At 70.9% G+C, this 26,010-nt stretch carries 27 protein-coding genes; 22 read left to right on the top strand and 5 right to left on the bottom strand.

Features of this window, described 5'->3' with window-relative positions; translation table 11 throughout:
• Positions 1-27: 27 nt before the first annotated feature.
• The 9 genes from AB0C35_RS35800 to AB0C35_RS35760 all read left to right on the top strand — a co-directional run bounded on the left by AB0C35_RS35800 (position 28) and on the right by AB0C35_RS35760 (position 6,666).
• Positions 28-867, top strand: a complete 840-nt coding sequence (locus AB0C35_RS35800) for a mycofactocin-coupled SDR family oxidoreductase (protein WP_358466081.1) — start codon at positions 28-30, stop codon at positions 865-867.
• Between the two features lie 35 nt (positions 868-902).
• Positions 903-1,310: a nuclear transport factor 2 family protein gene (locus AB0C35_RS35795; protein ID WP_358466079.1), complete on the top strand. Its 408-nt coding sequence runs from the start codon at positions 903-905 to the stop codon at positions 1,308-1,310.
• 16 nt (positions 1,311-1,326) lie between these two features.
• Positions 1,327-2,877: an AMP-binding protein gene (locus AB0C35_RS35790; protein ID WP_358466077.1), complete on the top strand. Its 1,551-nt coding sequence runs from the start codon at positions 1,327-1,329 to the stop codon at positions 2,875-2,877.
• 5 nt (positions 2,878-2,882) lie between these two features.
• Positions 2,883-3,326: a hypothetical protein gene (locus AB0C35_RS35785; protein WP_358466075.1), complete on the top strand. Its 444-nt coding sequence runs from the start codon at positions 2,883-2,885 to the stop codon at positions 3,324-3,326.
• Positions 3,326-3,778, top strand: coding sequence for a MaoC family dehydratase (locus AB0C35_RS35780; RefSeq protein WP_358466073.1), 453 nt, complete (start codon positions 3,326-3,328; stop codon positions 3,776-3,778). Before AB0C35_RS35785 ends, AB0C35_RS35780 begins: the two co-directional genes overlap by 1 nt.
• A gap of 31 nt (positions 3,779-3,809) precedes the next feature.
• Complete coding sequence (locus AB0C35_RS35775; RefSeq protein WP_358466071.1) at positions 3,810-4,238, top strand: thioesterase family protein; 429 nt, start codon at positions 3,810-3,812, stop codon at positions 4,236-4,238.
• Between the two features lie 16 nt (positions 4,239-4,254).
• Positions 4,255-5,454 carry a cytochrome P450 gene (locus AB0C35_RS35770; RefSeq protein ID WP_358466069.1) on the top strand — a complete coding sequence of 400 codons (1,200 nt, stop codon included), beginning with the start codon at positions 4,255-4,257 and terminating at the stop codon, positions 5,452-5,454.
• On the top strand, positions 5,451-5,828 hold the full coding sequence (locus tag AB0C35_RS35765; RefSeq protein ID WP_358466067.1) for a nuclear transport factor 2 family protein: 378 nt from the start codon (positions 5,451-5,453) through the stop codon (positions 5,826-5,828). The genes AB0C35_RS35770 and AB0C35_RS35765 overlap by 4 nt, the downstream gene beginning before the upstream one ends.
• Before the next feature lie 109 nt (positions 5,829-5,937).
• Entirely contained in the window at positions 5,938-6,666 is a 729-nt protein-coding gene (locus tag AB0C35_RS35760; protein WP_358466065.1) for an FCD domain-containing protein, read from the top strand.
• 121 nt (positions 6,667-6,787) lie between these two features.
• Here AB0C35_RS35760 and AB0C35_RS35755 read toward each other — a convergent pair whose 3' ends face one another.
• A complete protein-coding gene (locus AB0C35_RS35755; RefSeq protein ID WP_358466063.1) occupies positions 6,788-7,195 on the bottom strand; it encodes a MarR family transcriptional regulator in 408 nt (135 codons plus the stop codon).
• Positions 7,196-7,726: 531 nt separating this feature from the next.
• Here AB0C35_RS35755 and AB0C35_RS35750 point away from each other — a divergent pair.
• The 3 genes from AB0C35_RS35750 (at position 7,727) to AB0C35_RS35740 (ending at position 11,106) form a co-directional block, all read left to right on the top strand.
• On the top strand, positions 7,727-9,187 hold the full coding sequence (locus tag AB0C35_RS35750; RefSeq protein WP_358466061.1) for a SulP family inorganic anion transporter: 1,461 nt from the start codon (positions 7,727-7,729) through the stop codon (positions 9,185-9,187).
• A 190-nt stretch (positions 9,188-9,377) separates the two neighbouring features.
• The gene (locus AB0C35_RS35745) at positions 9,378-10,340 is read left to right on the top strand and encodes an ABC transporter ATP-binding protein (protein WP_358466059.1); all 963 of its coding nucleotides are present in this window, start codon (positions 9,378-9,380) and stop codon (positions 10,338-10,340) included.
• 1 nt (position 10,341) lies between these two features.
• The gene (locus AB0C35_RS35740; RefSeq protein WP_358466057.1) at positions 10,342-11,106 is read left to right on the top strand and encodes a hypothetical protein; all 765 of its coding nucleotides are present in this window, start codon (positions 10,342-10,344) and stop codon (positions 11,104-11,106) included.
• 102 nt (positions 11,107-11,208) lie between these two features.
• Here the strand turns inward: AB0C35_RS35740 and AB0C35_RS35735 are convergent, their stop codons facing one another.
• Both AB0C35_RS35735 and AB0C35_RS35730 read right to left on the bottom strand, forming a co-directional pair.
• A complete protein-coding gene (locus AB0C35_RS35735) occupies positions 11,209-11,958 on the bottom strand; it encodes a class I SAM-dependent methyltransferase (protein ID WP_358466055.1) in 750 nt (249 codons plus the stop codon).
• Between the two features lie 93 nt (positions 11,959-12,051).
• Entirely contained in the window at positions 12,052-13,434 is a 1,383-nt protein-coding gene (locus AB0C35_RS35730) for an FAD-dependent oxidoreductase (RefSeq protein WP_358466053.1), read from the bottom strand.
• A gap of 219 nt (positions 13,435-13,653) precedes the next feature.
• Here AB0C35_RS35730 and AB0C35_RS35725 point away from each other — a divergent pair, with 219 nt between their 5' ends.
• From AB0C35_RS35725 to AB0C35_RS35710, 4 genes are all read left to right on the top strand, one after another.
• Complete coding sequence (locus tag AB0C35_RS35725; protein ID WP_358466051.1) at positions 13,654-15,186, top strand: radical SAM protein; 1,533 nt, start codon at positions 13,654-13,656, stop codon at positions 15,184-15,186.
• Positions 15,183-15,965 (top strand): methyltransferase domain-containing protein, encoded by a 783-nt coding sequence (locus AB0C35_RS35720; protein ID WP_358466049.1) that lies wholly within the window; start codon positions 15,183-15,185, stop codon positions 15,963-15,965. The genes AB0C35_RS35725 and AB0C35_RS35720 overlap by 4 nt, the downstream gene beginning before the upstream one ends.
• Before the next feature lie 100 nt (positions 15,966-16,065).
• Complete coding sequence (locus AB0C35_RS35715; protein WP_358466047.1) at positions 16,066-17,874, top strand: alkyl sulfatase dimerization domain-containing protein; 1,809 nt, start codon at positions 16,066-16,068, stop codon at positions 17,872-17,874.
• 127 nt (positions 17,875-18,001) lie between these two features.
• Positions 18,002-18,583: a DUF389 domain-containing protein gene (locus AB0C35_RS35710; protein ID WP_358466045.1), complete on the top strand. Its 582-nt coding sequence runs from the start codon at positions 18,002-18,004 to the stop codon at positions 18,581-18,583.
• 59 nt (positions 18,584-18,642) lie between these two features.
• On the opposite strand, the gene AB0C35_RS35705 is transcribed toward AB0C35_RS35710, so the two are convergent.
• Positions 18,643-19,707 carry a DUF2867 domain-containing protein gene (locus tag AB0C35_RS35705; protein WP_358466043.1) on the bottom strand — a complete coding sequence of 355 codons (1,065 nt, stop codon included), beginning with the start codon at positions 19,705-19,707 and terminating at the stop codon, positions 18,643-18,645.
• Positions 19,708-19,816: 109 nt separating this feature from the next.
• On the opposite strand from AB0C35_RS35705, the gene AB0C35_RS35700 reads away from it, so the two are divergent.
• The gene (locus AB0C35_RS35700; RefSeq protein ID WP_358466041.1) at positions 19,817-20,377 is read left to right on the top strand and encodes a TetR/AcrR family transcriptional regulator; all 561 of its coding nucleotides are present in this window, start codon (positions 19,817-19,819) and stop codon (positions 20,375-20,377) included.
• Between the two features lie 103 nt (positions 20,378-20,480).
• Entirely contained in the window at positions 20,481-20,777 is a 297-nt protein-coding gene (locus tag AB0C35_RS35695) for a hypothetical protein (RefSeq protein WP_358466039.1), read from the top strand.
• A 51-nt stretch (positions 20,778-20,828) separates the two neighbouring features.
• Here the strand turns inward: AB0C35_RS35695 and AB0C35_RS35690 are convergent, their stop codons facing one another.
• A complete protein-coding gene (locus AB0C35_RS35690) occupies positions 20,829-21,269 on the bottom strand; it encodes an SRPBCC family protein (protein ID WP_358466037.1) in 441 nt (146 codons plus the stop codon).
• 145 nt (positions 21,270-21,414) lie between these two features.
• On the opposite strand from AB0C35_RS35690, the gene AB0C35_RS35685 reads away from it, so the two are divergent.
• The 4 genes from AB0C35_RS35685 to AB0C35_RS35670 all read left to right on the top strand — a co-directional run bounded on the left by AB0C35_RS35685 (position 21,415) and on the right by AB0C35_RS35670 (position 25,925).
• On the top strand, positions 21,415-22,224 hold the full coding sequence (locus AB0C35_RS35685) for an SAM-dependent methyltransferase (RefSeq protein WP_358466035.1): 810 nt from the start codon (positions 21,415-21,417) through the stop codon (positions 22,222-22,224).
• On the top strand, positions 22,224-23,423 hold the full coding sequence (locus AB0C35_RS35680) for a cytochrome P450 (protein ID WP_358466033.1): 1,200 nt from the start codon (positions 22,224-22,226) through the stop codon (positions 23,421-23,423). Before AB0C35_RS35685 ends, AB0C35_RS35680 begins: the two co-directional genes overlap by 1 nt.
• A 160-nt stretch (positions 23,424-23,583) precedes the next feature.
• Entirely contained in the window at positions 23,584-24,675 is a 1,092-nt protein-coding gene (locus AB0C35_RS35675; protein ID WP_358466031.1) for a hypothetical protein, read from the top strand.
• Complete coding sequence (locus tag AB0C35_RS35670; protein WP_358466029.1) at positions 24,672-25,925, top strand: sulfotransferase; 1,254 nt, start codon at positions 24,672-24,674, stop codon at positions 25,923-25,925. Before AB0C35_RS35675 ends, AB0C35_RS35670 begins: the two co-directional genes overlap by 4 nt.
• Positions 25,926-26,010 lie beyond the last annotated feature (85 nt).

Genomic DNA, 26,010 nt, shown 5'->3' with positions numbered 1-26,010 from the left:
ATCGCTCGCCGCCACGAGGAGACATGAATGACTGGTCGCATGGAAGGCAAGGTCGCCTTCATCACCGGAGCCGCGCGCGGGCAGGGCCGCAGTCACGCGGTGCGCCTGGCCGAGGAGGGCGCCGACATCATCGCGGTGGACATCTGCGAGAACATCGACACGGTCACGCCGTACTACCCTCTCGGCACCGAGGCGGAGCTGCGGGAGACCGTCGCCCAGGTCGAGGCGCTCGGCCGTCGCATCGTGGCCCGCAAGGCAGACGTGCGCGACATGGCCGGCCTGCAGAAGGCGTTCGACGAGGGCCTGGCCGAACTCGGCCGAGTCGACGCCGTGGTGGCCAACGCCGGCATCGCGACCTACGGCCCGGCGTGGGAGCTCACCGCGGAGCAGTGGCGCGACATGATCGACGTCAACCTGACCGGCGTGTTCCACACCGCCCGGGTCGCCATCCCCGCGATGATCGAGGCCGGCCGCGGCGGGTCGATCGTGTTCACCAGCTCGATCGGCGGCCTCAAGGGCGTCCAGCACGTCGCGCACTACGTCGCGGCCAAGCACGGCATCGTCGGGCTGATGCGCACGCTGGCCAACGAACTGGGCCCGCACAGCATCCGCGTCAACACCGTGCACCCGACGAACGTCGACACGATCATGATCCAGAACCCCGGCACGTACGCGATGTTCTCGCCGGGCGACCCGGAGCCCAGCCAGGAGAAGGCGATGCCGGGGTTCCGGTCGCTCAACACCCTGCCCGTCCCGTGGGTGGAGAGCGTCGACATCAGCAACGCGATCCTCTTCCTGGCCAGCGAGGAGGCCCGCTACGTCACCGGTGTCGCGCTGCCGGTCGACGCGGGCGCGTACGTGAAGTGACCCGCACACCCCCATCGAACGAATCGAGGAGCGTCATGTCCGCACGAGGCGACATCGAGAACACCTTCCACCGCTGGGCGCTCGCGTATGACGAGAACGACCTCGACACCATGGCGGAATGCTTCACCGATGACGCGGTGCTCACCATTCGCATCGGCGACGGCGATCTGGTCGGCCCGTTCGAGGGGAAGGAAGCCGTCATGGGGCTGATGCGGGACTCGCTGGCCTCGCAGACCGACCAGCGCCGGCACATCACGACCAACATCATCATCCGCAGCGAGGACGCCACCTCGGCGACCACCGAGTCCTACCTCACGCTCATGGCGGTGGAGAACGGCGCCATCCGTGTGCTGTCCAGCGGCAAGTACCAGGACGAGCTCGTCAACCAGGGCGGCGTCTGGCGGCTGTCCAAGAGGCACATCGCCCTCGACCTGCCCTACTGACAAGCGAGGCCGTTCCGTGAATCAGGGCTTGATCCCCGCCAAGTGGGCGGCGCTGACACCGTCCGCTCAGGCGATCTACGACGTCCCCAACGACCGTCGGATCAACTGGCGCGACCTCGACACGAGGGTCCGGAAGCTGGCGAACGGACTGCGCGGTCTAGGCATGGAGACCGGCGACCGCGTCGCGGTGCTCAGCCGCAACAGCATCGAATACCAGGAACTGTACTTCGCGGCCGGCCGCGCCGGCCTGGTGCTCCAGCCGCTGAACTGGCGGCTGGCCGTGACCGAGCTGGCCCGGCTGCTGGAGGACGCGCGCCCGAAGGCGGTCGTCGTCTCGCCCGAATGGCAGGAGGTCGCCGGGGAACTGCGGCGTCTCGTCGACGTGCCGTTCTGGCTGCAGTACGGGGCCGGCGACGGCTCGTACGAGGACCTGGTCGCGGCGGCGCCGGACGCCGAGCCGGTCTGGACCGACAAGATCGGTGAGGACGACCCGTTCTTCATCCTGTACACCGGCGGCACGACCGGGGAGTCCAAGGGCGCCCTGCACTCGCACCGCAGCGCCGCCATGGGCATGCTCAACCAGACCGTCGCCGAGCGGATCGTGCCGAGCGACGTGTACATGCTGACCGGCCAGATGTACCACATCCCGATCGTGCTCTCGATGAACTACATGAAGCACGGCTGCCCGCTCGTGCTGGTCAACTTCGAGGCCAAGCAGGCGCTGGAGATCATCGAGGCGGAGCGGGTGTCGGCGTTCCTCGGCATCACCACGATGCTGAACTGGATGATGGCCGTGCCCGGGTTCGCGAACTTCGATCTGTCGAGCCTGCGCAACATCCAGTACGGCGGCGGGCCCATGCCGTCCTCCATCGTCCGGGCCGCGCTCGACTCGTTCCCCTGCACCCTCATCCAGGGGTACGGGCAGACCGAGGGCACCACGATGAGCTTCCTGTCCCAGGAGGACCACGCGGACGCGGTGGCCGGCCGCAACGAGCACCGCCTGCGCTCCTGCGGCCGCGAGGGGTTCCTCACCACGATCAGGGTGGTCGACCCCGAGGGCCGGGAGGTGCCGAAGGACGGGCGCACCACCGGGCAGATCATCGTCCGGTCCGAGGCGAACATGCTCGGGTACTACAAGCGGCCCGACCTGACCGCCGCCACGTTGCGCGACGGCTGGATGTGGACCGGCGACCTGGCGACGTGGGACGAGGAGAACTACGTCTTCATCGTCGACCGCGCCAAGGATATGATCATCTCCGGTGGCGAGAACATCTACAGCGTCCAGGTCGAGGAGGCCATCGCCAAACACCCGGCCGTGCTCGAATGCGCCGTCATCGGCGTCCCCGACGACGAGTGGGGCGAGGCGGTCAAGGCGGTCGTGGTGCTGAAGCCGGACACGACGGCCACCGAGGAGGAGATCATCGCCATCGCGCGCGAGAACCTCGCCTCCTACCAGAAGCCGCGCTCGGTCGACTTCGTGGCCAGCCTGCCGAAGGCCCCGACCGGCAAGATCCTCAAGCGCGAGCTGCGCACGCCGTACTGGGCCGATAGGGACCGGCAGGTGTGACGGCCGTGGCGTTCACCGAGCAGGACCTCGCCTCGGTGGTGGGCCGCCGGTTCCCCGGCGGCACCTACACCATCACGCCGTGGCGGGCGTGGCTCACCAACGACGTCGTGCTCGCCCCCCAGGGTGGAGAGCACGCGCACCCGGTGTTTATGTTCATCGCCGCCACCAGCGCCATGGGCGTCTCGTGGGACGAGCTGTTCACCTGGTTCGGGGCGACCGCCGCCGACGGGCCGCTGTTCGGCGACTGCGACATCGAGATCAACCGGCCGCTCGTGGTCGGCGGCGAGTACCGGGTCGACGGCTTCGTCTACGAGGCGCAGCGCAAGCAGGGCCGGCGGGCCGGGGTCTTCGACCTCGTCCGGTATCAGCTGGAACTGCGGGACGGCGACGGCGACGGCGAGCCGGTGGGCGTCTGCCGCAACTCGATCGTGTTTCCGAGGAGGATCTGATGACGGTGCGGATCGGCGACTCGCTGCCGCCACGGGACGTCCCCTCGGTGGACGCCGAGAAGATGAAGACGATGGCCGCCCTGCTCTCCGACAGCAACCCGATCCACTGGGACGCCGAAGCCGTCCGCGCCGCGGGACTCGGTGATCGCCCGGTCAACCAGGGGCCCAGCAACATGGCCTATGTCCTGGACATGGTGTCGTCCTGGGCGGGCGGCTACGACCGGCTGCGCCGGGTGCGCCTGCGCTTCACCGGCAACGTGTTCGCCGGCGACCACGTGCGGGCGTCCGGGACGGTCGCGGACGTGCGGCGGGAGGACGGCGAGACCGTCACCGAGTGCGACGTACGCCTGGACGTCGTCGGCGGCGGGACGGTGCTGTCCGGCACGGCGACGGTGGCCGGCGAGCCGGCCGAGCCGACCGAGCCGGCCGAGCCGGTGGATCCGGCCGAGTGACCGCCGGACCACCTCATCCTTGGAGCACAGAGTGTCCGAAGTTCCCAGCCGGCTGACGTTCCGGCTCTCCTATGGCGACTGCGACGCCTTGGGCATCGCCTACTTCGCGATGTTCTACCCGTGGATGGAACGCACCTACTCGGGTTGGCTGTACGGTCGCGGCATCCACTCCGCCGACCTGATCGGCGAGTTCGGCGTCTACACGGTGGGCATGCGGTCCGCGTGCCGCTACCTCATGCAGTGCCAGGTCTTCGACGAGCTGACCTGCCAGGCCGTCCTCGACCACGTCGGCACCACCTCCTACACCGTCGGCTTCGACTTCCTGCGGGGTGACGACCTCGTCGCGCACGGCGAGATCGTCTTCGCGGTCCGCACTCCCGACGGAGCCAAGGCCCCGATTCCGGGCGGCATCCTCGACGCGTTGCGCAGCCTGCCTCCGTCCACCCTCGCCGAGTCCTAGCGGAAGGAACAACCCGATGGTTGTCACCGACCTCCTGTCCCCCGAATGCCAGCTCGATCCCGCCCCGGTGTGGGAGGCGCTGCGCGAGACGCAGCCGCTGTCCTTCCACGAAGGGCTGGACGCCTATGTGATCAGCCGGTACGAGGACGTGGAGCGCGCGTTCAAGGATCCGGTGTTCACCTCCGACAACTACAGCTGGCAACTCGAGCCCGTGCACGGCCGCACGATCCTGCAGATGGACGGGCGCGAGCACTCGATCCACCGCGGCCTGGTCAGCCCGGCCTTCCGCGGCAGCGAGCTGACCGCCAAGTTCGTCCCGGTGATGCGGCAGAACACCCGCGAGCTGCTCGACGGATTCCGGCACGCGGGCGAGGTGGACCTCGTCGACGCGTTCACCACCCGCTATCCGGTGAACGTGATCGTGGACATGCTGGGCCTGCCCAAGTCCGATCACGTCCTGTTCCACCGCTGGTACACCTCGATCATGGCGTTCCTGGGGAACCTCACCCAGGACCCGGACGTCATCGAGCAGGGACTGCGGACCAAGGAGGAACTGCAGGCGTACATGCTGCCGCACATCGCCGAACGGCATGCCGACCCGCGCGATGATCTGCTCTCGACGCTCTGCACCGCGGAGATCGACGGCGAGCGGATGACGGAGCTGGAGATCAAGGCCTTCGTCAGCCTGCTGCTCGTCGCCGGAGGCGAGACCACCGACAAGGCGTTGGCCAACATGATGCTGAACCTGGTGCGCAACCCGGAGCAACTGGCCATGGTCCGCGCGGACCGCTCGCTGATCGCGCACGCCTTCGCCGAGACGCTGCGGCATTCGCCCCCGGTCCAGATGATCATGCGCCAGCCGTCCGCGGACGCCGAACTGTCCGGCGGGACCGTCCCGGCGGGCGCCACCGTGGTCTGCCTCATCGCCGCGGCGAACCGCGACCCGCGCCGCTACGCCGACCCGGACAGGTTCGACATCACCCGACCCGATCTGGACTTCGGCAAGGCGTTCGCCGCGGCGGCGAACCACACCGGCTTCGCCTTCGGCCGGCACTTCTGCGTCGGCGCCATGCTCGCCAAGAGCGAGGTGGAGGTCGCGACCAACGAACTCCTCGACGCGATGGGCGATATCGAACTGGTCGAACCGGCCCAGCCCAGCGGCCTGTTCACCCGGGCGCCGTCGTCGCTCCGCCTCCGGTTCCGGCCGACGACGTGAGCGCGGGTGCGGGCGCCGACGTCGTCGACAGGTACTTCGCGGCGGTGAACTCCGAAGACTGGCGCGGCCTTCGGGACCTGTTCACCGAGCACGCGGTCCTGACGGCGACCGGCGCCCGCACCCGCCACGGCCGAGACGACGTCGGGTCCTACTATCCGCGGGTGCTCTCCGGTTACGCGGAACACCTCGACCTGCCCGTACGCCGTCTCGACTGCGGATCGACCACGGTCGTGGAGATCTCCTTCGCCGGGCGGCGGGTCGACGGACGGCCGGTCGCGTTCGACGCGGTCGACCTGTTCGACCTGGTGGACGGCCGGATCGCCCGGCTGGCCAGCTGGTACGACACCGCCGCCGTCGCGGCGATGCTGGGGTGACCGGCTGGGGTCATGGCGGGCACGCCTCAAGGGCGGCGCGATCGGGCCTCGGCGTACTTTCTGTGGACCATAATGATGGTTGTCATTGATCCAGGGAAGGGGACGCCGGGTGGCGCAACCGCAGATCAAGCGGGGGCTGAAAGTAGGCGAAGCGGTCGCACAGGAGATCGTGCGCAAGATCGGCGCCGAGGGCCTGGTGCCGGGCACGCCGCTGCCTCCGGAGGCGCAGATGCTCGAGGAGTACGGGGTCGGCCGCGGCTCGTTGCGCGAAGCCCTGCGAATCCTCGAGGTGAACGGCCTGATCTCCATCAAGCCGGGCCCGGGCGGCGGACCGATCGTGGTGGGGGGCAGCCCGGCCGCGTTCGGCCGGATGGGGACGCTGTACTTCCAGGCCGGCCAGATGACCTTCCGCGAGCTCATGGAGGCGCGGCTGGTGATGGAGCCGGTCATGGCGCGGCTGGCGGCCGAGCGCCCCGATCCGGAGAAGCTGTCGCAGCTCATGACCATCGCGGAGGGCACGCCGCTGGACAACGACGACGAGTACCTCAGCCACAGCGGCGATTTCCACCGCCTCGTCGCCTCCATGTCGGGCAACGGGATGCTCAACCTCTTCAGCGCTTCGCTGGGAACCATCTTCCACGGACGGGTCGGCGGCCTGTTCTTCCCCAAGACCCGGCGTGCCAAGGTCCGCGACGCCCATACGGCGGTCGCCAAGGCCATCGCCGACGGCGACGCCGACCGTGCCGAAACCCTCATGCGAGAGCACATGCTGGAATACGCCGACTACGTCAGGCGTCGGCAGCCCGCCCTGATGACCGAGATCGTCGGCTGGCACTGAGCCCCCGAAAGGGGCGAACACGACCAGGCGGTCCTCATGCTGGTTGACGCGAAGAAGGCCGAGGCCGCCTCGTGGATCTCGTTCGCCCGTCGCAGTCTGACGGCCTCGGCCCGCGGCCCCTTCAGCTGCCGGGCGGGTCGCCGAGGGCTGTGACGCAGTGTTGTAGCAGGTCGGCGAGCTGCTGACGTTGGTGCTCGTCGAGGCCGGCGACCATGCGTTCTTCGATCGCCCGTGCGACGACGTCCGCCTCGTCCATGAGCTTGCGTCCCGGTGCGGTCGGTTCGACGCCGAGGACGCGGCCGTGTCCCGGGCGCGGCTGTAGTCGCACCAGTTCCCGGTGTTCCAGCGTGGCGACGATTTTGTGCATGGTCTGCGGGGTGCGGTGCATGCGCCGCGCCAGTTCGGCGGACGAGATCCCGGGATGAGCGGCGATGAAGCGCAGCGCGGTGTTCTGCACCGGCGTGAGGTCGAGTCCGGCGAGGGGGCGTCCTGCTTGCCATGGGCTCGACAGAGCGCCCTCGCTGCTCAACCAGTCCGCTGGTGCTCAAAAGCGCGTGGAGGGTCTGGTTTCGAGCCGGTCTCTAATCTTACGGGAGAGTAGAGTGATCCCTGCGGGCCTGATGGCAGTGTGACAGTCGTCTCTACCGGTGCAGATGGCCCTCCACTGGCGCCTATGACTCTTCTGTGACGTTAGAGTAGGAACGCGACGGCAGGCCTTGGTGGTTGCGGTCTGCTGTCCGTCGAAGCCCCTCGGGCTTCTGTCCTGGTCATGAATTTCGGGGGAGTGCGTTGCCGTCTCATGCCGACCGTGTCCGGTCACGGCTGCTCATCGCGGCCCGGGCCATGTGACTCCTGCATCGGTGAAGCAGTCGTTCTGAGGGTTCACCGAATCGCGGCCTGACCGCAGGGCCCCCTCGGCGCCCCTATTACCGGCATCGGCGCCGGTTCCCCGTACGTCCCTTTGTTCGTAGGCCCGTGCCCTGGTCCGGCACGGGTGATCCGCCATGTCTGGAGTGTTTTGAGTCTGCCTGCCGTACTGGCGCACCGACTGAAGCCGGCGTTGACGCCCGCGCAGCCGATCACGGCCAAGCTGCTGCGCACCGAGGTGCTGGCCGGCCTGGTGGTCGCGCTCGCGCTGATCCCCGAGGCGATCTCCTTCTCGATCATCGCCGGGGTGGAGCCGCAGGTCGGGTTGTTCGCCGCGTTCACCATGGCCGTCACGATCGCGATCGTGGGCGGCCGGCCGGCGATGATCTCGGCCGCGACCGGGGCGGTCGCGCTGGTCGTGGCGCCCACCGCGCGCGAGCACGGGCTCGGCCACCTGCTGGCCGTGGTGATCCTGGCCGGGGTCTTCCAGGTGGTGCTGGGGGCGCTGGGGGTGGCCCGGCTGATGCGGTTCGTGCCGCGCAGCGTGATGGTCGGGTTCGTCAACGCGCTGGCCATCCTGATCTTCATGGCGCAGGTACCCGAGGTGCGGGACGTGCCCTGGCCGGTGTATCCGCTGGTCGCCGCCGGGCTGACGCTGATGGTGCTGTTCCCGCGCATCACCAGGGCCGTCCCGGCGCCGCTGGTGTCGATCGTGATCCTCACCGTCATCACCGTCGCCGCCGGCATCGCGGTGCCGACCGTCGGGGACAAGGGCGCGCTGCCGTCCTCGCTGCCCACCCCGGGCCTGCCGGACGTGCCGTTCACGCTGGACACCGTGGCCTTGCTGGCGCCGTACTCGCTGGCGTTCGCGCTGGTCGGGCTGATGGAGTCGCTGATGACCGCCAAGCTCGTCGATGACATCACCGACACCCGCTCGGGCAAGACCCGCGAGTCCATCGGCCAGGGCATCGCCAACATCGTCACCGGGTTCTTCGGCGGCATGGGCGGCTGCGCGATGATCGGCCAGACGATGATCAACGTCAAGAGCGGCGCCCGGACCCGGCTGTCGACGTTCCTGGCCGGGGCGTTCCTGATGGTGTTGTGCATCGGCTTCGGCCCGGTCGTCTCCGACATCCCGATGGCCGCCCTGGTCGCGGTCATGGTCCTGGTCGCGGTCGGGACGTTCGACTGGCACTCGGTGGCCCCGGCCACGCTCAAGCGGATGCCGCTGGGCGAGACGACCGTCATGCTGGTCACCGTCGCCGTGGTGGTCGCCACCCACAACCTGGCCATCGGGGTGGTGGCCGGCTCGATCACCGCGTTGGTCATCTTCGCCCGCCGCGTCGCGCACCTGGTGAACGTCTCCGCGGTCACCGACCCTGACGGCGGCCAGGTCGTGTACGCCGTCACCGGCGAACTGTTCTTCGCCTCAAGCAACGACCTGGTCTACCAGTTCGACTACGCAGGCGACCCCGACCGGGTGACCATCGACCTGACCGACGCCCATGTCTGGGACGCCTCCACCGTCGCCGCCCTCGACGCCGTCACCACCAAGTACGAACGGCGCGGCAAGACCGTCGAGATCGTCGGACTCAACGAGGACAGCGCCCGCATGCACGACACCCTCAGCGGCGAACTCGCCGCAAGCCACTGACCGGGACCCGTTCGAGCAGGGAACCCGCGAAGAACAGCGCGTCCGCGCGGAGACCGGGGACGTCCAGGCGCTACCACTGCCACCACTGCCGCCACGGTGAACAGCTTCTTCGCCGCAGGGCCCCGCTCCGGCCGACATCAGTGCATTCGGTTCATTGTGAAGCTAATTCACTGTGTTGTATGTTCCCTTGATGGTGGACGGGAGGCACACGATGATCGAGCAGCGGATCGAACAGCCGGGCCGGATCGAGGTTCGCGGCCTGACCAAGCGCTTCGGCTCCGTCACGGCGATCGACGACGTGAGCTTCACCGTGGAGGCAGGTTCGATCACCGGTTTCCTGGGAGCCAACGGCGCCGGCAAGAGCACCACCTTGCGCGTGCTGCTCGGCCTGGTCACCCCCGACTCCGGGCAAGTGAGCATCGGCGGCCGGCGCTATGCCGACCTTCCCCGGCCCGGCGACGAGGTGGGAGCCGCGCTGGAGGCCACCGGCTTTCATCCCGCCCGCAGCGGCCGTGACCACTTGCGCGTCTACTGCACGGTGAGTCGCTACCCGCAGTCCCGAGCCGACCAGGTGCTGGACGAGGTCGGGCTGACCGGCGCGGCCCGTCGCGCGGCCGGCGGATACTCCCTCGGGATGCGGCAGCGCCTCGCCCTGGCCACGGCCCTCCTGGGGCGCCCGAGGATCCTGATCCTGGACGAGCCCGCCAACGGCCTGGATCCCGAGGGCATCGCCTGGATGCGGCGCTTCCTCAGGCGGCAGGCCGCCGACGGCCGGACCGTCCTGGTCTCCAGCCACCTGCTGGCCGAGGTGCAGCAACTGGCCGACCACGTGATCATCATCGACAAGGGGCGACTGGTCCGGCAGGGCCCCCTGGCGGAACTGGCCCGCCCCCCGGCCGCCACCATGGTCCGCAGCCCGCAGGCCGACGCCCTTGCCGACGCCCTGAGCGCCGACGTGAGCGGCGCCGGGCCGCCCACCGCGCGCATCGACCGCACCGGGCCCGGCGAGCTGACCGTCACCGGGATGCGGCCCGAAGAGATCGGACGCCTGGCCCACCGGCGCGGTATCGAACTCCACGAGCTCACCAGCACCGGCGGAGACCTGGAAGAGATCTTCTTCACTCTGACCGCGCCCCACCGGGAGCCGACCTGACATGCACCACCTGATCGCGGGGGAGTTCCGCAAGCTGCTCACCACCCGCCTCTGGCTGTGGCTGCTACTGGCCTCCATGGCGCTGACCGCTCTCTACGCGGGCCTGCTCATCGCCTTCTCCGATGACGCCGACACGTGGACGCCGCCCCTGTCCACCGCGGCCGGTCAGCAGACCCTGTTCGCGGTCGCCGCCGGCGGGGCCAACACCCTGGTCGCCGTCCTGGGCGCCATCGCCATCACCGGGGAGTTCCGGCACAAGACCGCCACGGCCACCTTCCTGGCCACCCCGCACCGCGGCCGCATCGTCGCCGCCAAACTCGTCACCTACGGCCTCACCGGCGCCGGCTACGCGCTGACGTGCCTGTTCGTCGTCGCCGCCATCGCGGTGCCATGGCTGGCGGCCAAGGGCATCAGCGTGCCGCTCACCGGCAACGGGCTGCCCGCCACCATGCTCGGCGTCGTCGCCGACGTCACCGTCTTCGCCCTCATCGGCGTCGGCGCGGGCGCGCTCGTCCGCAACCAGGTCGCCGCCGTGGTCGCCCTGCTGGTCTACCGGTTCGTCGCCGAACCCGTTCTCACCGGCGTCCCCGCCCTCGCCGACTGGACGATGTACCTGCCCGGCTCGGCCTCGGCCTCGCTCACCCGGATCTCCCTGACCACCCAGCACTTCCTGGATCCCTGGCAGGGCGGACTCGTCCTGACCGGCTACGGCATCGCCTTCGCCCTCGCCGGGACGCTGACCTCGATCCGCCGCGACATCACGTGACCCGCGGCGGCATGGCCGGTCCGTGCCGCCCCTGCTGCGTACCAGGCCCGGCCGTGGCGGCCGTCCCAGCACGCGGTCACGGCGATGTCGGACGCGGCAGGTTCAGGTGGGGCGGTGGGCGATCATCCGCCGGATCGGCATCGGCACCGTGGCATGCGCCAGGCTCAGCGCCCGCAGGTAACCGCGGGCCCGTCGGCGCCGTGAAGGCGGCAGGCCCGGCAGGTACAACGACGAAGCAAGACGATCGGCATCGTCCCGGCTCCCCAGCCGGTACCGGTATCGGCGGGACTCGTCGCCGTCCAGCCGCAGCCCGGCCTGGGCGAGCAGGGCCGGGAGCCTCCGCAGATCTCGGTCGCCGGGATAACCCAGCCCCGAGCCCAGCGCCGCCAGCAGACCGCCGACCACCGCGAGATCCGCCCGACGCAGGGGCCGCCGGTCCGGAACCGTCGCCACCAGCACCCCGCCCGGAGCCAGCACCCGGCCGATCTCGGCGAGCACCCCGGTGAGCGGTGTGAGGACCATCAGGCCCATCGAGCACACGACGGCGTCCACGCTGCCCGGCGCCAGCGGCAGCGCGAACGCGGTGGCCCGCACCAGCGGGCCGGCCCCCGCCCGCCGCGCCTCGGTCAACTCGGCGGCGGAGACGTCCACCCCGACGTAGTGGCGGTCACCGAGGGTCGGCCACAGCGGGGCACTGCCGCAGGCCAGATCCAGTACCCGCCCGGTTTCCGGGACGGCGGCCAGCAGCCAGTCGTAGGGATCACCGCCGCGATCGGTGCTGTGCCGCAGTACGCGTTCGGTGATCCCGGCGCGCTCGCCGTGGAACTCCTCGACATACCGCCCCCAGTTCATGATTTCAGTGTGACCGCCCGGTGCCGCGGGACCGGACGCCGTGAGCGGGCTCCGAGCGTGATCGGGTCGGGGGCCGTCCCGAGAGGGGGCTGGTCAATGCGTGTCGCCGTCGCGGGTGGCGGCACGGGCGGTCCGGTGGCCGTGGGCGCCGAAGAACTGGGCGGCGGCCTGCTGGATCGCCATCGACCAGGAGGGGTAGGCGTGCACCGTCTGGGCGAGCCGTCCGGTGAACATGCCGGTGCGGATCGCCAGGGCCGGCTCGTGAATCATTTCCCCGGCACGGGACGCGACGATGGTCGCGCCCAGCACCCGGCCGCCGCCCCGGTGCCCGAGCAGGCGGCGCGGTCCGGCGATGAGCTTGACGAAACCGTCGGTCCGGCGGGCGACGACGGCCCGGTCCAGTTCGCTCATCGGCAGGTACGCCACCAGCGCGTCCTCTGCCTCCGCGGTGGCCTGCCGCTCGGTGAGGCCGACCTGGGCCACCTCGGGGTCGGTGAACACGACGCGCGGGATGCCCGCCGTCGTGAACGACGCCTTGCGGCGTCCGCCCAGTGCGTTGGCCGCGGCGGTGCGCCCCATGGCGTAGGCCGCATGGGTGAGGTGGGCGAGTCCGGTGATGTCCCCGGCGGCGTACACCCCGGCCGCCGTGGTGGCCAGGTGGTCATCGACGATCACGTACCCGCGCCCGTCCACACCGACTTCGGCGTCCGCGAGCCCCAGAGCGTCGGTGACCGGAACGCGACCGGCCGTGACCAGCAGCATCTCGGCCTCCACGGGGTCGCCCCGTCCGGTCTCGAGCCGGACCCCGCCCGCGGTGGTCGTGACGGCCGACACCGTCGTCGCGGTGCGAATGATGATCGATTCCCGGGTGAGGACGTCCTCGATGATCCGCGCGGCCTCCGGATCCTCGCCCGGAAGCAGCCGGTCCTGCTCCTCGACCACGGTGACGTGCACGCCGAACCGGCTCATCGCCTGGGACAACTCGCAACCGACGGCGCCGCCGCCCAGCACCGCCAATGACCTGGGCGCGCGCCGCAACTCGAAGACGTTCTCGTTCGTCAGGCACGCCACCTCCGCCAGGCCCGGGATGGACGGCACGGCGGGCCGGGTGCCGGTGGCGATCACGATCGCCCCGGCCTCGACCTCGCGCCCACCGGCAAGGATCCGACGCCGCGCCGAGAACGCCGCCCGGTCCGGCAGGACCTCGATGCCCTCTCCCGCCAGCACCTGCGCCGTCTCCGTGGCCGCGATGCGGGCGACCGCCGCGCGCACCGCCGACATCGCCTCGCCGAACTCGACGCCGCGCGCCGCGCACTCGATCAGCGTCTTGGACGGCACGCACCCGGTGAACGTACAGTCCCCGCCGATCGACCCTTCCTCGACCAGCAGCGTCCGCGCACCACGTGCCGCACCGGTGCGGGCGGCGGCCAGCCCCGCCGCACCACCACCGATCACCACCAGGTCGTACCGGCTCACTTCACCTTGCCTCCAGCATCACCGGCAGGTCCGTCTCGACCAGCACGACGTCGTTCCAGACGGCTCGGGCCACGGCCGTCTCCTCGTCCGGTAACCGCATGCGGCCCCATTATTCGAGCACCGCGAATGGAGCCCGTACGCGCTGACCGTGTCGGCCGCTGCCGGTCGGGCAGGGGGGAGGTTGGCGGGATCGTCGCCTGGCTGCGGGGAGGGGTTCGCGTGGATCGTGACGAGGTGTTCGTGGAGTACACCAAGTCGATCTGCCCGGTGTGCAAGGTCGTGGTCGACGCGCAGGTGAATCTGCGGGACGGGAAGGTCTATCTGCGCAAACGCTGCCGGGAGCACGGCGGGTTCGAGGCTCTGGTGTACGGGGACGCGGACGCCTACATGGATTCGGCCAGGTTCAACAAGCCCGGGACGATCCCGCTGCGAACCCAGACCGAGGTCAAAGACGGCTGCCCGCTCGATTGCGGCCTGTGCCCAGAGCACAAGCAGCACGCATGCCTCGGGCTGATCGAGGTCAACACCGGCTGCAACCTGGACTGCCCGGTCTGCTTCGCCGACTCCGGCCACCAGCCCGACGGGTACTCGATCACGCTGGAGCAGTGCGAGCGGATGCTGGACGCCTATGTCGCGGCGGAGGGCGAGCCCGAGGTGGTGATGTTCTCCGGTGGGGAGCCGTCCATCCACAAGCAGATCATCGAGTTCGTCGACGCCGCCAGGGCCCGTCCGATCCGCAACGTGGTGCTCAACACCAACGGGATCCGGCTCGCCGCCGACCGGGACTTCGCCGCCGCGCTGGCCGGCCGCGAGGTCACCGTCTACCTGCAGTTCGATGGGTTCGACGAGCAGACGCACCGCCGGGTCCGCGGCCGTGACCTGCGCGAGCACAAGCGGCGGGCGCTGGACAACTGCGCCGGGGCGGGGCTGCGGGTGATGCTGGCCGCCGCGATCGAACGCGACCTCAACGAGCATGAGATCGGTGCGATCGTCGAGCACGGCGTCGCGCATCCCGCGGTGCACGGCGTGGTGTTCCAGCCGGTCACCCACGCCGGACGGCACGTCGAGTTCGACCCGCTGACCCGGTTGACCAACTCCGATGTCATCGCGGCGCTGTGCGCGCAGCGGCCGGACTGGTTCCGTCCGGACGACTTCTTCCCGGTGCCGTGCTGCTTCCCGTCCTGCCGGTCCATCACCTACGCCGTCACCGACGGCGACGACGTCGTCCCGGTCACCCGGATGCTCGACCCCGCCGAGTACCTCGACTACGTCTCCAACCGCGCCCTGCCCGACCCGCGGATCCGCGCGGCGCTGGAGAAGCTGTGGAGCGCGTCGGCGTTCCCCGGCACCTCGACCACCTCCGAGAGCCTGGCCGCGCTGGGTGGGCTGGACTGCGAGGCATGTGGCATCGACCTGCCCGCCGATCTCCCCGAGCTCGCCGGCCGGGCCTTCATGATCGTGTTCCAGGATTTCCAGGACCCCTACACCCTCAACGTCAAACAGCTGATGAAGTGTTGCGTCGAGCAGATCACCCCGGACGGGCGGCTCATCCCGTTCTGCGCTTACAACTCGGTCGGCTACCGCGAGCAGGTCCGCGCGCGGATGTCCGGCGTCCCGGTCGCCGGCACCGTGCCCAACGCCACCCCGATCCAGCCGCTGCTGGCGCCGTCCCCCTACGGCTCCAAGATCGCGAAGGACGGTGACGGACCGATCGTCCGGGACGCCACCAACGTGGGGGAGCGGCTGCGATGACCCGGCCCGCGCCCGAGGAGATCAAGTCCTGCTGCGCGACGGCCTACCAGAACGACGCGGTCGCGCTGCTGCTCGGCGACTCCCGCCATCCCGGCGGCAGGCGGCTCACCCGACGGCTGGCCGACGCGCTCGGCCTGGCACCGCGCGAACGCGTGCTGGACGTGGCCGCCGGCACCGGTGGGACGGCCCTGCTGCTGGCCCGCGAGTACGGCGTCGAGGCCGACGGCGTGGACCTCGGCGAGGCGTCGGTGGCCAAGGCCGCCGCGACGGCCGCCGCGGCCGGCGCCGGAGGGACCGTGCGCTTCCATGCCGGCGACGCCGAACGCCTGCCGTTCGACGACGCGACGTTCGACGCCGTCGTGTGCGAGTGCGCGTTCTGCACCTTCCCCGACAAGCCCACCGCCGCCGCCGAGATCGCCCGGGTGCTGCGCCCCGGCGGCAGGGCAGGCATCACCGACATCACGGTCACCGGCCCCCTGGACGAGCGGCTCGCGGGCCTGGCCGGCTGGGTCGCCTGCATCGCCGACGCCCGCTCCGCCGACGACTACACCGCCGTCCTCGACGGCGCCGGGCTGCGCGTCACCCGGTCCGAACGGCACGACGACGCCCTCATCACGATGATCGACATGATCGAGGCGCGGCTGCGCGGCTTCAAGATCATCCGGCCCTCGGCCTTCACCGGCATCGACCTCGGAACCGCCCTGCAGATGACGGCGCTCGCCCGCGCCGCCGCCACCCGCGGCGACGCCGGATACGTCCTGATGGCCGCTCAGAAGTGAACCGGCCGGAGGTTCGTGATCTCTTGCCTTCCTTTGGCGCTGTGCTGGGGCGGTTCGGGGAAATGACCGGGTGTTGCCGGTAGCACTCGGAGGAGAAACCGTGGACGCTCTCCCGTCGTTCGATGACCGGACCGATTTCGAGAACGCCGGCAAGGGGTTCGTCGGCACGCTGCCGCAGCCGAAGATCATGGACGCGTCGGGCCGGGTCGTCTGGGACCTGGACGCCTACGCGTTCCTCGACGCGGCGTGCCCCGGCACCGCGAACCCGAGCCTGTGGCGGCAGTCGCAGCTCACCGCCGAGCACGGCCTCTACCAGGTCGCCGACGGCGTTTACCAGGTGCGCGGGTTCGACCTGTCGAACATCTCCTTCATCGAGGGCGACCGGGGCGTCATCGTCGTCGACCCCCTGCTGTCCACCGAATGCGCGGCGGCCGCCTTCTCGCTCTACCGCGAGCACCGGGGCGACCGCCCGGTCAGCGCGGTGATCTACAGCCATTCGCACGCCGATCACTTCGGCGGCGTCCGCGGGGTGGTGCCCGACGGCGCCGGCGTCCCGGTCATCGCCCCGGCCGGTTTCCTGGAGCACGCCGTCTCCGAGAACGTCTACGCCGGGACCGCGATGAACCGGCGGGCGATCTTCATGTACGGCGCGGAGCTGCCCAAGGACGCCACCGGGCAGATCGGCGCCGGCCTCGGCCCGACGACCTCGACCGGCACGGTCTCGCTGATCGAGCCGACCCTGTCGGTCACCGAGACCGGGCAGGAGGAGGTGATCGACGGCGTCCGGATCGTCTTCCAGCTCACCCCGGGCACCGAGGCGCCGGCGGAGATGAACTTCGCCTTCCCCGACCGGCGCGTCCTGTGCATGGCCGAGAACGCCACCCACAACCTGCACAACGTGCTGACGCTGCGCGGCGCGCTCGTCCGCGACCCGCGCAACTGGGCCCGCTATCTCACCGAGGCCATCGAGCTGTTCGCCGCCGATTCCGACGTGCTGTTCGCCTCGCACCACTGGCCGACCTGGGGCACGCGCGAGCTGACCGCCTTCCTGGCCCAGCAGCGGGACCTGTACGCCTACCTGCACGACCAGACGCTGCGGATGCTCAACCAGGGATACACCGGCATCGAGATCGCCGAGATGATGCGCCTTCCCCCCGCCCTGGAACAGGCGTGGCACGCCCGCGGCTACTACGGCTCGGTCTCCCACAACGTCAAGGCGATCTACCAGCGCTACATGGGCTGGTTCGACGGCAACCCCGCCCATCTGTGGGAACTGCCGCCGGAGGAATCGGCCGTCAAGCACGTGGAGTACATGGGCGGCGCCCAGACCGTCCTCCCCAAGGCCAGGGCCGCTTTCGAGGCGGGCGAGACGCGCTGGGCCGCGCAGGTCCTCAACTACGTCGTCTTCGCCGACCCGGGCGACACCGAGGCCCGCGAGCTCCTCGCCCAGGTCTACGACGCCCTCGGCCGGGGCAGCGAGAACGGCACCTGGCGCAACTTCTACCTTCAGGGCGCCGCCGAACTCCGCGGCGACAAGCCCGTCAACACCCTCGACACCTCCTCGCCGGACGTCGCCATGGCCCTGAGCGTGGAGCAGGTCTTCGACTCCCTCGCCATCCGCGTCAACGGCCCCCGCGCCTGGGACACCCGCCTGACCATCGACTGGAACTTCACCGACCTCAAGAAGGAGATTAGGCTGAGCCTTGCCAACGGCGTCCTCACCCAGAGCCACGCGCACGACGGAACCCCGGCCGACCTCACCCTGACCCTGACCAAGCCGCAGCTGCTCCGCGCGGTCACCTCCCAGAGCATCGACGGCGTCCAGGCCGACGGCGACCGCACGGCGTTCGCCACACTGATCGGCCTGCTCGACGACGGGGATCGCGACTTCGACATCGTCACCCCCTGAGGGACATGCCGGTTCGGGTACGAGATCGGCTTGTCCCCACGGCGCAGCGGCGGACGCCCGAGGAGCTCACCGCCGACCTCGACCTGAGGTCGGGGAAGGACACTCCTCGCCGCGATGGCGACGGGACTTGGCCGGCGCCGTCGCCCTCGCCCGCCGGGACGTGGCCGCCGTCCTGCCCGGCGTCGCGATCGCGATCTCCCTCGTACCGCCGCTGGTCGTGGCGGGCGTCTGCCTCGGCGACGGCGCGCCCGCCCTCGCGCTCGGCGCGCTGGTGCTGTTCCTGTCCAACTTCCTGTGCCTCGTCCTGGCCGGAACCTTCGTCTTCTCCGTCCTCGGATACCGCGACGCCGCACCGGCCACCCGGACCCGTGCCGGCCTGGCCCTCGGCGGGCTCGGCCTGCTCGTCGTCATCCCCCTGGGCCTCAGCACGGCGGCGAACTACCTGGTCGCCGCCTGGGAGAACCGGGTGAAGCAGGTCGCCGCCGATTGGGCGGCCGCCGAGCCGGGTGCCACCGTCACCAGCGTCCGAACCGAAGCCAGGACCTTCCACGTCTCCGTCCGCACCCCCGCCGGCCTGCCGCCGGTCTCGGAGCTGCTGGCCCGCCTGGACGGAGTCGTCCCCGACGGCTCCCCGGTGGTCGTGGAGACGACGCAAGGGCGGACGATCGACGCCGGAAACATCGGGGCCCCACCCCCGCCCACCCCCTGATCGCCCTTGCGGAAGGGCCGTCATCACCGGCATCGCGGTCGCCGGTGTGCGGAATCGGTTCAGTGGTCTGCCCGTGCCCGCAGTTTGCGGGCGGTGTCGCGTAGCAGGCCGGGTACCAGGCGACGGTGAATCCGTGAGGCCGGGGACCACACCATCCTGCCGAGGAGCCGGTCGTGGCGGCCGAGGGTGGCGAGGGTGATCGAGCCGTCCTCCACCTGGACGACGAGGTTGAAGGTCGAGGCCCAGGACCGCGCCTGGAGCCGGATCGAGTGGTCGTCGCGCTCGGCCACGCTCCAGCCGGCCACCGTGTCCGTCCACGGTCGCGGCGCGAGGCGCAGGCCCAGGACACGGCGCCAGATCCGCTGCCCGCCGTCGCCGGCGACGTCCTCGAGCATCGTGCGTGCGCAGTGCTCGGGTGTGGCGGTCACGTCGGCGGCGAGGGTGAAGATGTCGGCGTAGCCGGCGCGAAGCGGGCCTCTCATCGGCTCGGGGATCCGGTCGACGCCGACGGCGCCCGTGACCGTGCCGGCGGCCGGGACGCGGCCGCCGGTGGCCTGCTGCCAGTAGCGCTCGTAGTTGCGCATCAGCGCGGGATAGACGAACAGGTACCGGAACGGTTTGATCGCGGCCATGTAGAGCCGCCCTTGCAGGCCGTTCGGTTTGACCAGCACCGCCATCTGGCCTCGGTGGCCGCCGTCGCCGTCCTCGACCCAGCTCAGGTGCAGCACCGCGTGCACGGTGGCGTTGGCCAACTCCGCCGCGAACTCGTCGTCGAGTTCGTACAGGGGTGAGAACGGCAGTTCGCCGAGTGCGGGGGCGGGCGCCTCGCGCAGGTCGTCGGGCAGGCGGTCGCGCAGGGTCGGCACGCGCTTCTGCAGTCCGGCGTCGTCTCGGTCCCACCCGAGGATCTCGCCGAGCCTCCATCTGACCGCCCAGAGCAGCCGGGTCACGCCGGCGGTGTTCTCACCGGGGCGGCCGGCGGTGGCGAGCTCGGAGGTCAGCAGTCCGAAATCGTCGGGGCCGCCGGGTGTCGGCAGTGCCCACACGTCCTCAACCTCGAAGTCGTGTGCGATCTCGTGGATGCGCCAGGGCCGCGAGGTGTGCTCGGTGAGCGCGACTCTCATGTGGGGTCCTCCAAGGTGGGGACGCCGATCCCCGTCGACGTTCTATACGGCACCGTATATAACTGTGCCGGGTAGTGTCTACTCCGTCCTGATCGAGGAGTCCGCAGACATGGCCGCACCCACCCGCACGCCGCGCGACCGCTGGATCGCCGCGGGCCTGGAAGCGCTCGCGGAAGGCGGGCCCGAAGGCGTCCGCATCGAGGTGCTGGCGGCCAGGCTCGGCGTCACCAAGGGCGGGTTCTACGGCTACTTCCCCAACCGTGCCGCCCTGCTCACCGAGATCCTCGACGCGTGGGAACGCCGCACCACCGACGACGTGATCGCCCAGGTCGAGGAGGAGGGCGGGGACGCGACCGCCAAGATGCGACGGGCCGGCCTGCTCACGTTCTCCAGCGAGCTGCTGCCGATCGAGCTCGCGGTCCGCTCGTGGGCGCGCCGCGACCCGGGCGTCGCGGCCCGGCTGAAGCGGGTCGACAACGCCCGGATGGGCTACCTGCGGACGCTGTTCGGGACCTATGTCGACGACCCCGACGAGATCGAGGCGCGCAGCACCCTCGCCTTCGCCCTCGCCATCGGCCACCACTTCATGGCCGCCGACCACGGCGGCCGGACCGAACGCGAGGCGATGGCCCTCGCCGGCGAGTACATCCTCGGGCCACCCCGCCGCTAGCCGTCGGCTGATCGCGACGGCCCTCCCGGCGAGTCCCGGCCGTTCCACGGGAGTGTGCCGGGGGGAGTACCGGGAACGCGTTGTTGCGGGGAGGATTGGGGGCGTGGTGGACGCGCAGCGGGCGATGGTCGCGGACGAGCTCGAAATGCGGGGCTCGCCTCTGTGCGACTGCGCGTCGCGAGGACCGGCGTTCAGCCGGACGACCGGCGCGGCGATCGCGCATCACTGCGGTTGCGCGGCGGTGCGGGCGTCCGCCCTGGCGCGCCGCGCCGCGTCCGCCACCCGGCATGCGCGCGAGTGCGGGTGCGATGAGGCCGACCGTGAGGCCGCGCTGTTCTGGGAAGCGGAATTCGCCGCCCGCCGTCCCGGAGGCCGCGTGCCGGGCTCCGGAGCGTGCTGACGGGCCGGGTCGGAGCACCCGGGCGGTGCCCGCCGGCGGGCACCGCGCGGGTCATGCGCCGAGTTCGGAGCTCAGTTTCGCCAGTTGCGCGTCGTAGATCCGCTGGAGGCCCTTGGGGGCGAAGGTCCGTTCGAAGAAGCCTCCGATGCCGCCCGCTCCGTCCCAGGTGGTCCTGACCTGGACGCGTGCGCCTCCGGCGGCGGGGGAGACCGTCCAGGTGGTGGTCATGGAGGAGTTGGCGTCCTGCTCCACCAGCACGTCCTTGCCGGGGGCGCTCACGGTGAGGAGGCAGTCACGGACGCGCTTGCTGGTGGCGGCGAGTTTCCAGTGCACCACCGTGCCGTCGCCCTGGCCGCCTTCTCGCACTTCGTATTCGCTGAAGTGCTCGGTCAGCATGCGGGATCGCGCGCCCGTGTAGTCGCCGAGTGCTGCGAGCACCCTTTCCGGGCTCGCGTTCAGCGTGCTTTCTGCGGTGACCACGACTTTTCCCATGCCGCTCATCTTTCCATCCCACCGGGACGCGTCGCCCACAAGGCACCTGTCTGAAGCCGTCCCCGGGAGTTGCCGATAATCGAAGATCATCCCGGTTCGCCCCTCTACAATCGTGCGATCGGGTACCCAGGCAGGAGGTCCGTCCGTGAGTGGTGAGCATCATCCAGAGTGGGTGATCGATCCGGAGACCCCCAGCGTGGCCCGGATGTACGACTACTACCTCGGCGGCAAGGACAATTTCGCCGCGGACCGGGAGGCCGCCGACCAGGTGGTGGCGGCGATGCCGAACGTGCTGGAGTTCACCCGCGCCAACCGCAGGCTGGTGTCGCGGGCCGTGACCATGATGGCCGGACGCGGTGTGCGGCAGTTCCTCGACATCGGATCCGGGCTGCCGACGCAGGAGAACGTCCACGAGGTGGCGCTGCGTGCCGCCCCCGACTCCCGCGTCATCTACGTGGACAACGACCCGATCGTGCTCGTGCACGCGCGGGCGCTGCTGGCCGACAACCCGCAGACCACCGTCGTGCAGGCCGACCTGCGCGAGCCGGGGAGCGTCCTGGACCATCCCGAGGTCAAGGCCCGGATCGACTTCAGCCGGCCGGTCGCGCTGCTGATGCTGGCCATCCTGCATTTCGTGCCGGACGAGGAGCGTCCGGCCGAGATCGTGGCGAAGCTGCGGGCACCGCTCGTCCCGGGCAGCTACCTGGTCATCTCGCACGGCCACCGGGGCGAGATCACCCGGGAAATCGAGGATCAGGTGCGGTCCGCGTACGGCAGGACGGGCGCCGGGGACCTCATCCCGCGCGGCGTCGACGAGGTGATGACGTACTTCGAGGGCACCGAGCTGGTCGGGCCCGGCCTCGTCCAGGTGGCCGACTGGCGGGCCGACGCCGAGCCGTTCGAGTCCGACATGTCCCGGCCCGGCTTCCTCGCCGGCGTGGGGAGAGTCGTCTGATGCTGCCGCTGGAGTTCCTGTTCAGCCGGACGTTCAGCGAAGACCCCTACACCGCCTACGCCGAGCTGCGGGCCTCGGGGCCGGTCCACCCGATCGACTTCCCCCGCGGAGCCACCGCGTTCCTGGTGGTCGACCACGAGCACGGCCGCGCGGCCCTGAACGACCCGCGCCTGTCCAAGGACACCGCGCACAGCTCCCTGCCCGTGAACGGCGAACAGTTCTTCGGCGGGACGATGCTCTCCATGGACCCGCCCGACCACACCCGGATGCGGGCGCTGATGGCCAAGGCGTTCACCGGCCGGCGGGTCGAGAAGCTGCGCCCCCGGGTCCAGGAGATCGCCGACGGGCTGCTGGACGGCATCGCGGCCCGGGGCGAGGCCGACCTGATCGAGGAGTTCGCCGTCCCGCTGCCGATCCAGGTGATCTGCGAGCTGCTCGGCGTCCCGGCGTCCGACCGGGCCCGGTTCCGGGAGTGGACGGCGGTGCTGACGGTGCCGGCGCTGACCGCCGAGGCGCGCGAACGGCGCCGCGAGGTCGCGCGGGCGTTCAACGGCTATCTGACCGAGGTCATCGCGGAACGTCGGGCCGCCCCTGGGGACGACCTGATCAGCGGCCTGATCACCGCCCGCGACGGGGACGCCGCCCTCACCGGGGCCGAGCTGCTCAACGGCATCGTGCTGCTGCTCATCGCCGGGCACGAGACCACCGTCAACCTCATCGGCAACGGGGTTTTCGCCCTGCTCCAGGCGCCCGGCCAGCTCGAACTGCTCCGGTCGCGGCCGGAGCTGCTGCCGTCCGCGATCGAGGAGCTGCTGCGGTACGACGGCCCGCTGGAACGGGCGAGTCAGCGCATCGCCGTCGAGGACATGGAGATCGCCGGGACGCCGATCCCCAAGGGCGCCTGGGTGCACGTCTCGTTGGGCGCCGCGGACCGTGATCCCGCGGCGTTCGACGCCCCCGACCGGCTGGACGTGACCCGCGCCCCCAAACGGCACGTCGCCTTCGGTCACGGCCTGCACTTCTGCCTCGGCGCCCCGCTGGCCCGGCTGGAAGGCCAGATCGCCATCGGCGGCCTGCTGGACCGCTTTCCGGACCTGGCCCTCGCCGTGCCGGCCACCGAGCTGCGCCATCACCGCGCCGGTTCGATCGTCCGCGGACTGGTCTCCCTTCCCGTACGGGTGTCGGCTTCCCGGCCGTGAATGGGCCGTCGACGGCCGAGCTGGCAGCCGGGTCCCCGGCCGGTCCGGCCGCGATCGGCCGAGAGACGCGGTGGTGATGCCGACGCCGCCGCAGTCGGTGGAATCGGTTCCCCCTAAGATCTGGGGACGGTTGTGACCAGATCTTCCCGGGTGGGGGCACATGGACACCGATCGGCCCGAGGTGCGGGCATGGGACGCGTTCGTCGACGCCCTCGGCGCGGCCGGGCGGCGGCTGGCGGCGGACACCGAGGGGCTGGACGAGGCCGAACGCGCCGACGGGTTCCGGGCGCTGGTCCGGGCGCTGCACAACCGGTTCGCCCGCTTCGAGGTCGACCGGGAGCTGCCCGAACTGCTGCCGTTCAACGGGTGGCGGCAGAAGTTCTTCATGGACAATCCCGACTTCCGCTACTGGGTGGCCGATGTCCGTCCCGACCGGCGTTACCGGATCACCGGCAACCGGGGGTCGGCGGTGTACGTCTCGATCACGGCCTACGCCGGATCGGGAACCGCCGGCGCCGAGGCCGTCGCCCGCCTCGACGGCGACCGGATGGAGTTCGGCGAGTCGGGGGACTTCACCGTGGCCGTTGGCGGCGACCGGCCTGATCGCGGCGACTGGCTGCCGCTTCCCGAAAAGACGACCGCCGTTTGGGTGCGCTTCTTCCACGAGGACGCGGCCGCCGGCGGCGAGAGCCGGTGCGCCATCGAACGGGCCGGTTCCGCCGGACCCGTGCCCCCGCCCATCGACCCCGGCCGGTTCCAGCATCACCTGCACGGGCTGGCCCGCACGGTGTCCTTCGTCCCGGACGCCTTCGCCGCCGCCGCGGCCGACGACCGGGCACGGCCCAACGAGATCCGCCACTGGGCGGAGATGACCGGCGGCGCGGCCTTCACCGAGCCCGGCATCCACTACCTGCGGGGCGGGTGGGAGCTCGGGCCGGGGGAGGCGCTCGTCCTCGAAGGGGACGCGGTTCCCTGCCGCTACTGGAACGTCCTGCTCTACAGCCGTTTCCTGAACTCGCTCGACCACCGGCACCGTCCCGTGTCCCGCACCGGGGCCACGGCGACGCTCAGCGGCGGGCGCTACCGGTTCGTCCTCGCCGCCGAGGACCCCGGCCCGGCGGCCGGTGACTGGCTGGACACCGAAGGCCGGCCGTTCGGCATTGTCGTCCTGCGCTGGCTCCACCCGGAGCGGACCCCCGATCCGCCATCGACCCGGCTGTGCCGTGTCGCGGACCTGCGGAGCCGGACGTGACCCTCTGGACGCCGCCGCCGCGGACCGCCGAGGCCGCCGCCCTGTACGCCGCCGCCGAACAGGACCGCACCGCACGGCCCGAGCGATACCGCCTCGGAGCGGCCGAAGCCGACGCGGTCGTCGCCCGCGCGATCCGTGGCATGGACGATGGCCGCGACCTCCTCGGAGATACGTCGCAGTGGCGGGACGGGCTCGAACGGTTCCTCGGGTCGGCCGCCGAGGACGGCGGGCTGAACGCGGTCGGCGCCAGGACGGCGCGCGGCACGGCGGTGGCCAGGCTGCGGGCACGGATCTCGATGGGCCGCCACCTCGCGCGGCACCCGGAGACCACCGGGCGCCCGATCCTCCCGCCCATCGTCATCGTGGGCGGCTGGCGGACGGGGACGACGTTCCTGTTCCGGCTGCTGGCCACCGATCCGCGCCTCCGCGCGCCGCTGCCCGCCGAACTGGGGTCGCCGTGGCGCTTCGCCGGAGTGACGGGACCAGAACGCGAGAACCTGCTCGACGCCGCCTCCGGGGCCCACGACGTCCTGCATCACCTCAACCCCGCGCTGGCCTCCGTGCACGACTCCGGCGCCCGCCTGCCCGAGGAATGCGTGCTGGCCATGGGCACCGACTTCCGCAACTGGGGTTTCAGTTCCACCATGAGGCTCGACGGCTACACCCGCTGGCTCGCCGAGCAGAACCTCGCCGGCTCGTACGCGCGCTACCGCGAGATCCTGCAGACCCTCGACGCGGGCGACGGGCGGCGCTGGGTGCTCAAGGCGCCCGCCCACACGCCCGAACTCTCCCGCCTCGCCGCGGCCTTCCCGGGCGCCTGCATCGTGCACCTGCACCGCGACGTCGTCGAGACCGTCGCCTCCGGCGCCAGCCTGTTCGCCGTCTTCCGCTCCACCTACAGCGACGAGGTGGACGCCCGCGACGTCGGCCGGTTCCAGGCCGGCCAGACCGAACGGTGGCTGCGCCGCGCCGCCGCGTTCCGGGAGTCGCCCGCCGCGTCCCGCGTCACCGTCCTCGACGTGCGCTACCGCGACCTCGTCTCCGCGACGGCGGCGGCCCTGCGGCGGATCTACGCCGCCGCCGAGATCGACGCCCCCGCCGACGTCGGCGGGATGATCGAGCGCTACCACGCCGACCGCCCCCGCCACGCCAAGGGCGTCCACCGCTACAGCGCCGCGGATTTCGGCCTGGACGAGGACGACCTGCGCTCCCGGTTCGAGTTCTACGAGCCCTTCGTCACGGATCAGTGAACGGCCGCCCCGCTCATGCGGGGCCTCCCGGGGTGGTGGGGGATCACCGCCTCTGGCGATCGTCGGAAATCGGTGGCCGCCGGTG

Source organism: Spirillospora sp. NPDC048819 (genome assembly GCF_040650055.1).
Taxonomy (GTDB): Bacteria; Actinomycetota; Actinomycetes; order Streptosporangiales; family Streptosporangiaceae; genus Spirillospora.
This window is presented reverse-complemented; position numbering and strand designations above follow the sequence as displayed.

What these genes read in the sequence shown, in the direction of transcription:
- AB0C35_RS35680 (WP_358466033.1), top strand. Translation starts at nt 22,224, where the DNA reads ATGCTGCCGCTGGAGTTCCTGTTCAGCCGGACGTTCAGCGAAGACCCC.
- AB0C35_RS35745 (WP_358466059.1), top strand. Translation starts at nt 9,378, where the DNA reads ATGGTGGACGGGAGGCACACGATGATCGAGCAGCGGATCGAACAGCCG.
- AB0C35_RS35675 (WP_358466031.1), top strand. Translation starts at nt 23,584, where the DNA reads ATGGACACCGATCGGCCCGAGGTGCGGGCATGGGACGCGTTCGTCGAC.
- AB0C35_RS35720 (WP_358466049.1), top strand. Translation starts at nt 15,183, where the DNA reads ATGACCCGGCCCGCGCCCGAGGAGATCAAGTCCTGCTGCGCGACGGCC.
- AB0C35_RS35700 (WP_358466041.1), top strand. Translation starts at nt 19,817, where the DNA reads ATGGCCGCACCCACCCGCACGCCGCGCGACCGCTGGATCGCCGCGGGC.
- AB0C35_RS35690 (WP_358466037.1), bottom strand. Translation starts at nt 21,269, where the DNA reads ATGGGAAAAGTCGTGGTCACCGCAGAAAGCACGCTGAACGCGAGCCCG.
- AB0C35_RS35770 (WP_358466069.1), top strand. Translation starts at nt 4,255, where the DNA reads ATGGTTGTCACCGACCTCCTGTCCCCCGAATGCCAGCTCGATCCCGCC.
- AB0C35_RS35780 (WP_358466073.1), top strand. Translation starts at nt 3,326, where the DNA reads ATGACGGTGCGGATCGGCGACTCGCTGCCGCCACGGGACGTCCCCTCG.
- AB0C35_RS35735 (WP_358466055.1), bottom strand. Translation starts at nt 11,958, where the DNA reads ATGAACTGGGGGCGGTATGTCGAGGAGTTCCACGGCGAGCGCGCCGGG.
- AB0C35_RS35740 (WP_358466057.1), top strand. Translation starts at nt 10,342, where the DNA reads ATGCACCACCTGATCGCGGGGGAGTTCCGCAAGCTGCTCACCACCCGC.
- AB0C35_RS35795 (WP_358466079.1), top strand. Translation starts at nt 903, where the DNA reads ATGTCCGCACGAGGCGACATCGAGAACACCTTCCACCGCTGGGCGCTC.
- AB0C35_RS35800 (WP_358466081.1), top strand. Translation starts at nt 28, where the DNA reads ATGACTGGTCGCATGGAAGGCAAGGTCGCCTTCATCACCGGAGCCGCG.
- AB0C35_RS35705 (WP_358466043.1), bottom strand. Translation starts at nt 19,707, where the DNA reads ATGAGAGTCGCGCTCACCGAGCACACCTCGCGGCCCTGGCGCATCCAC.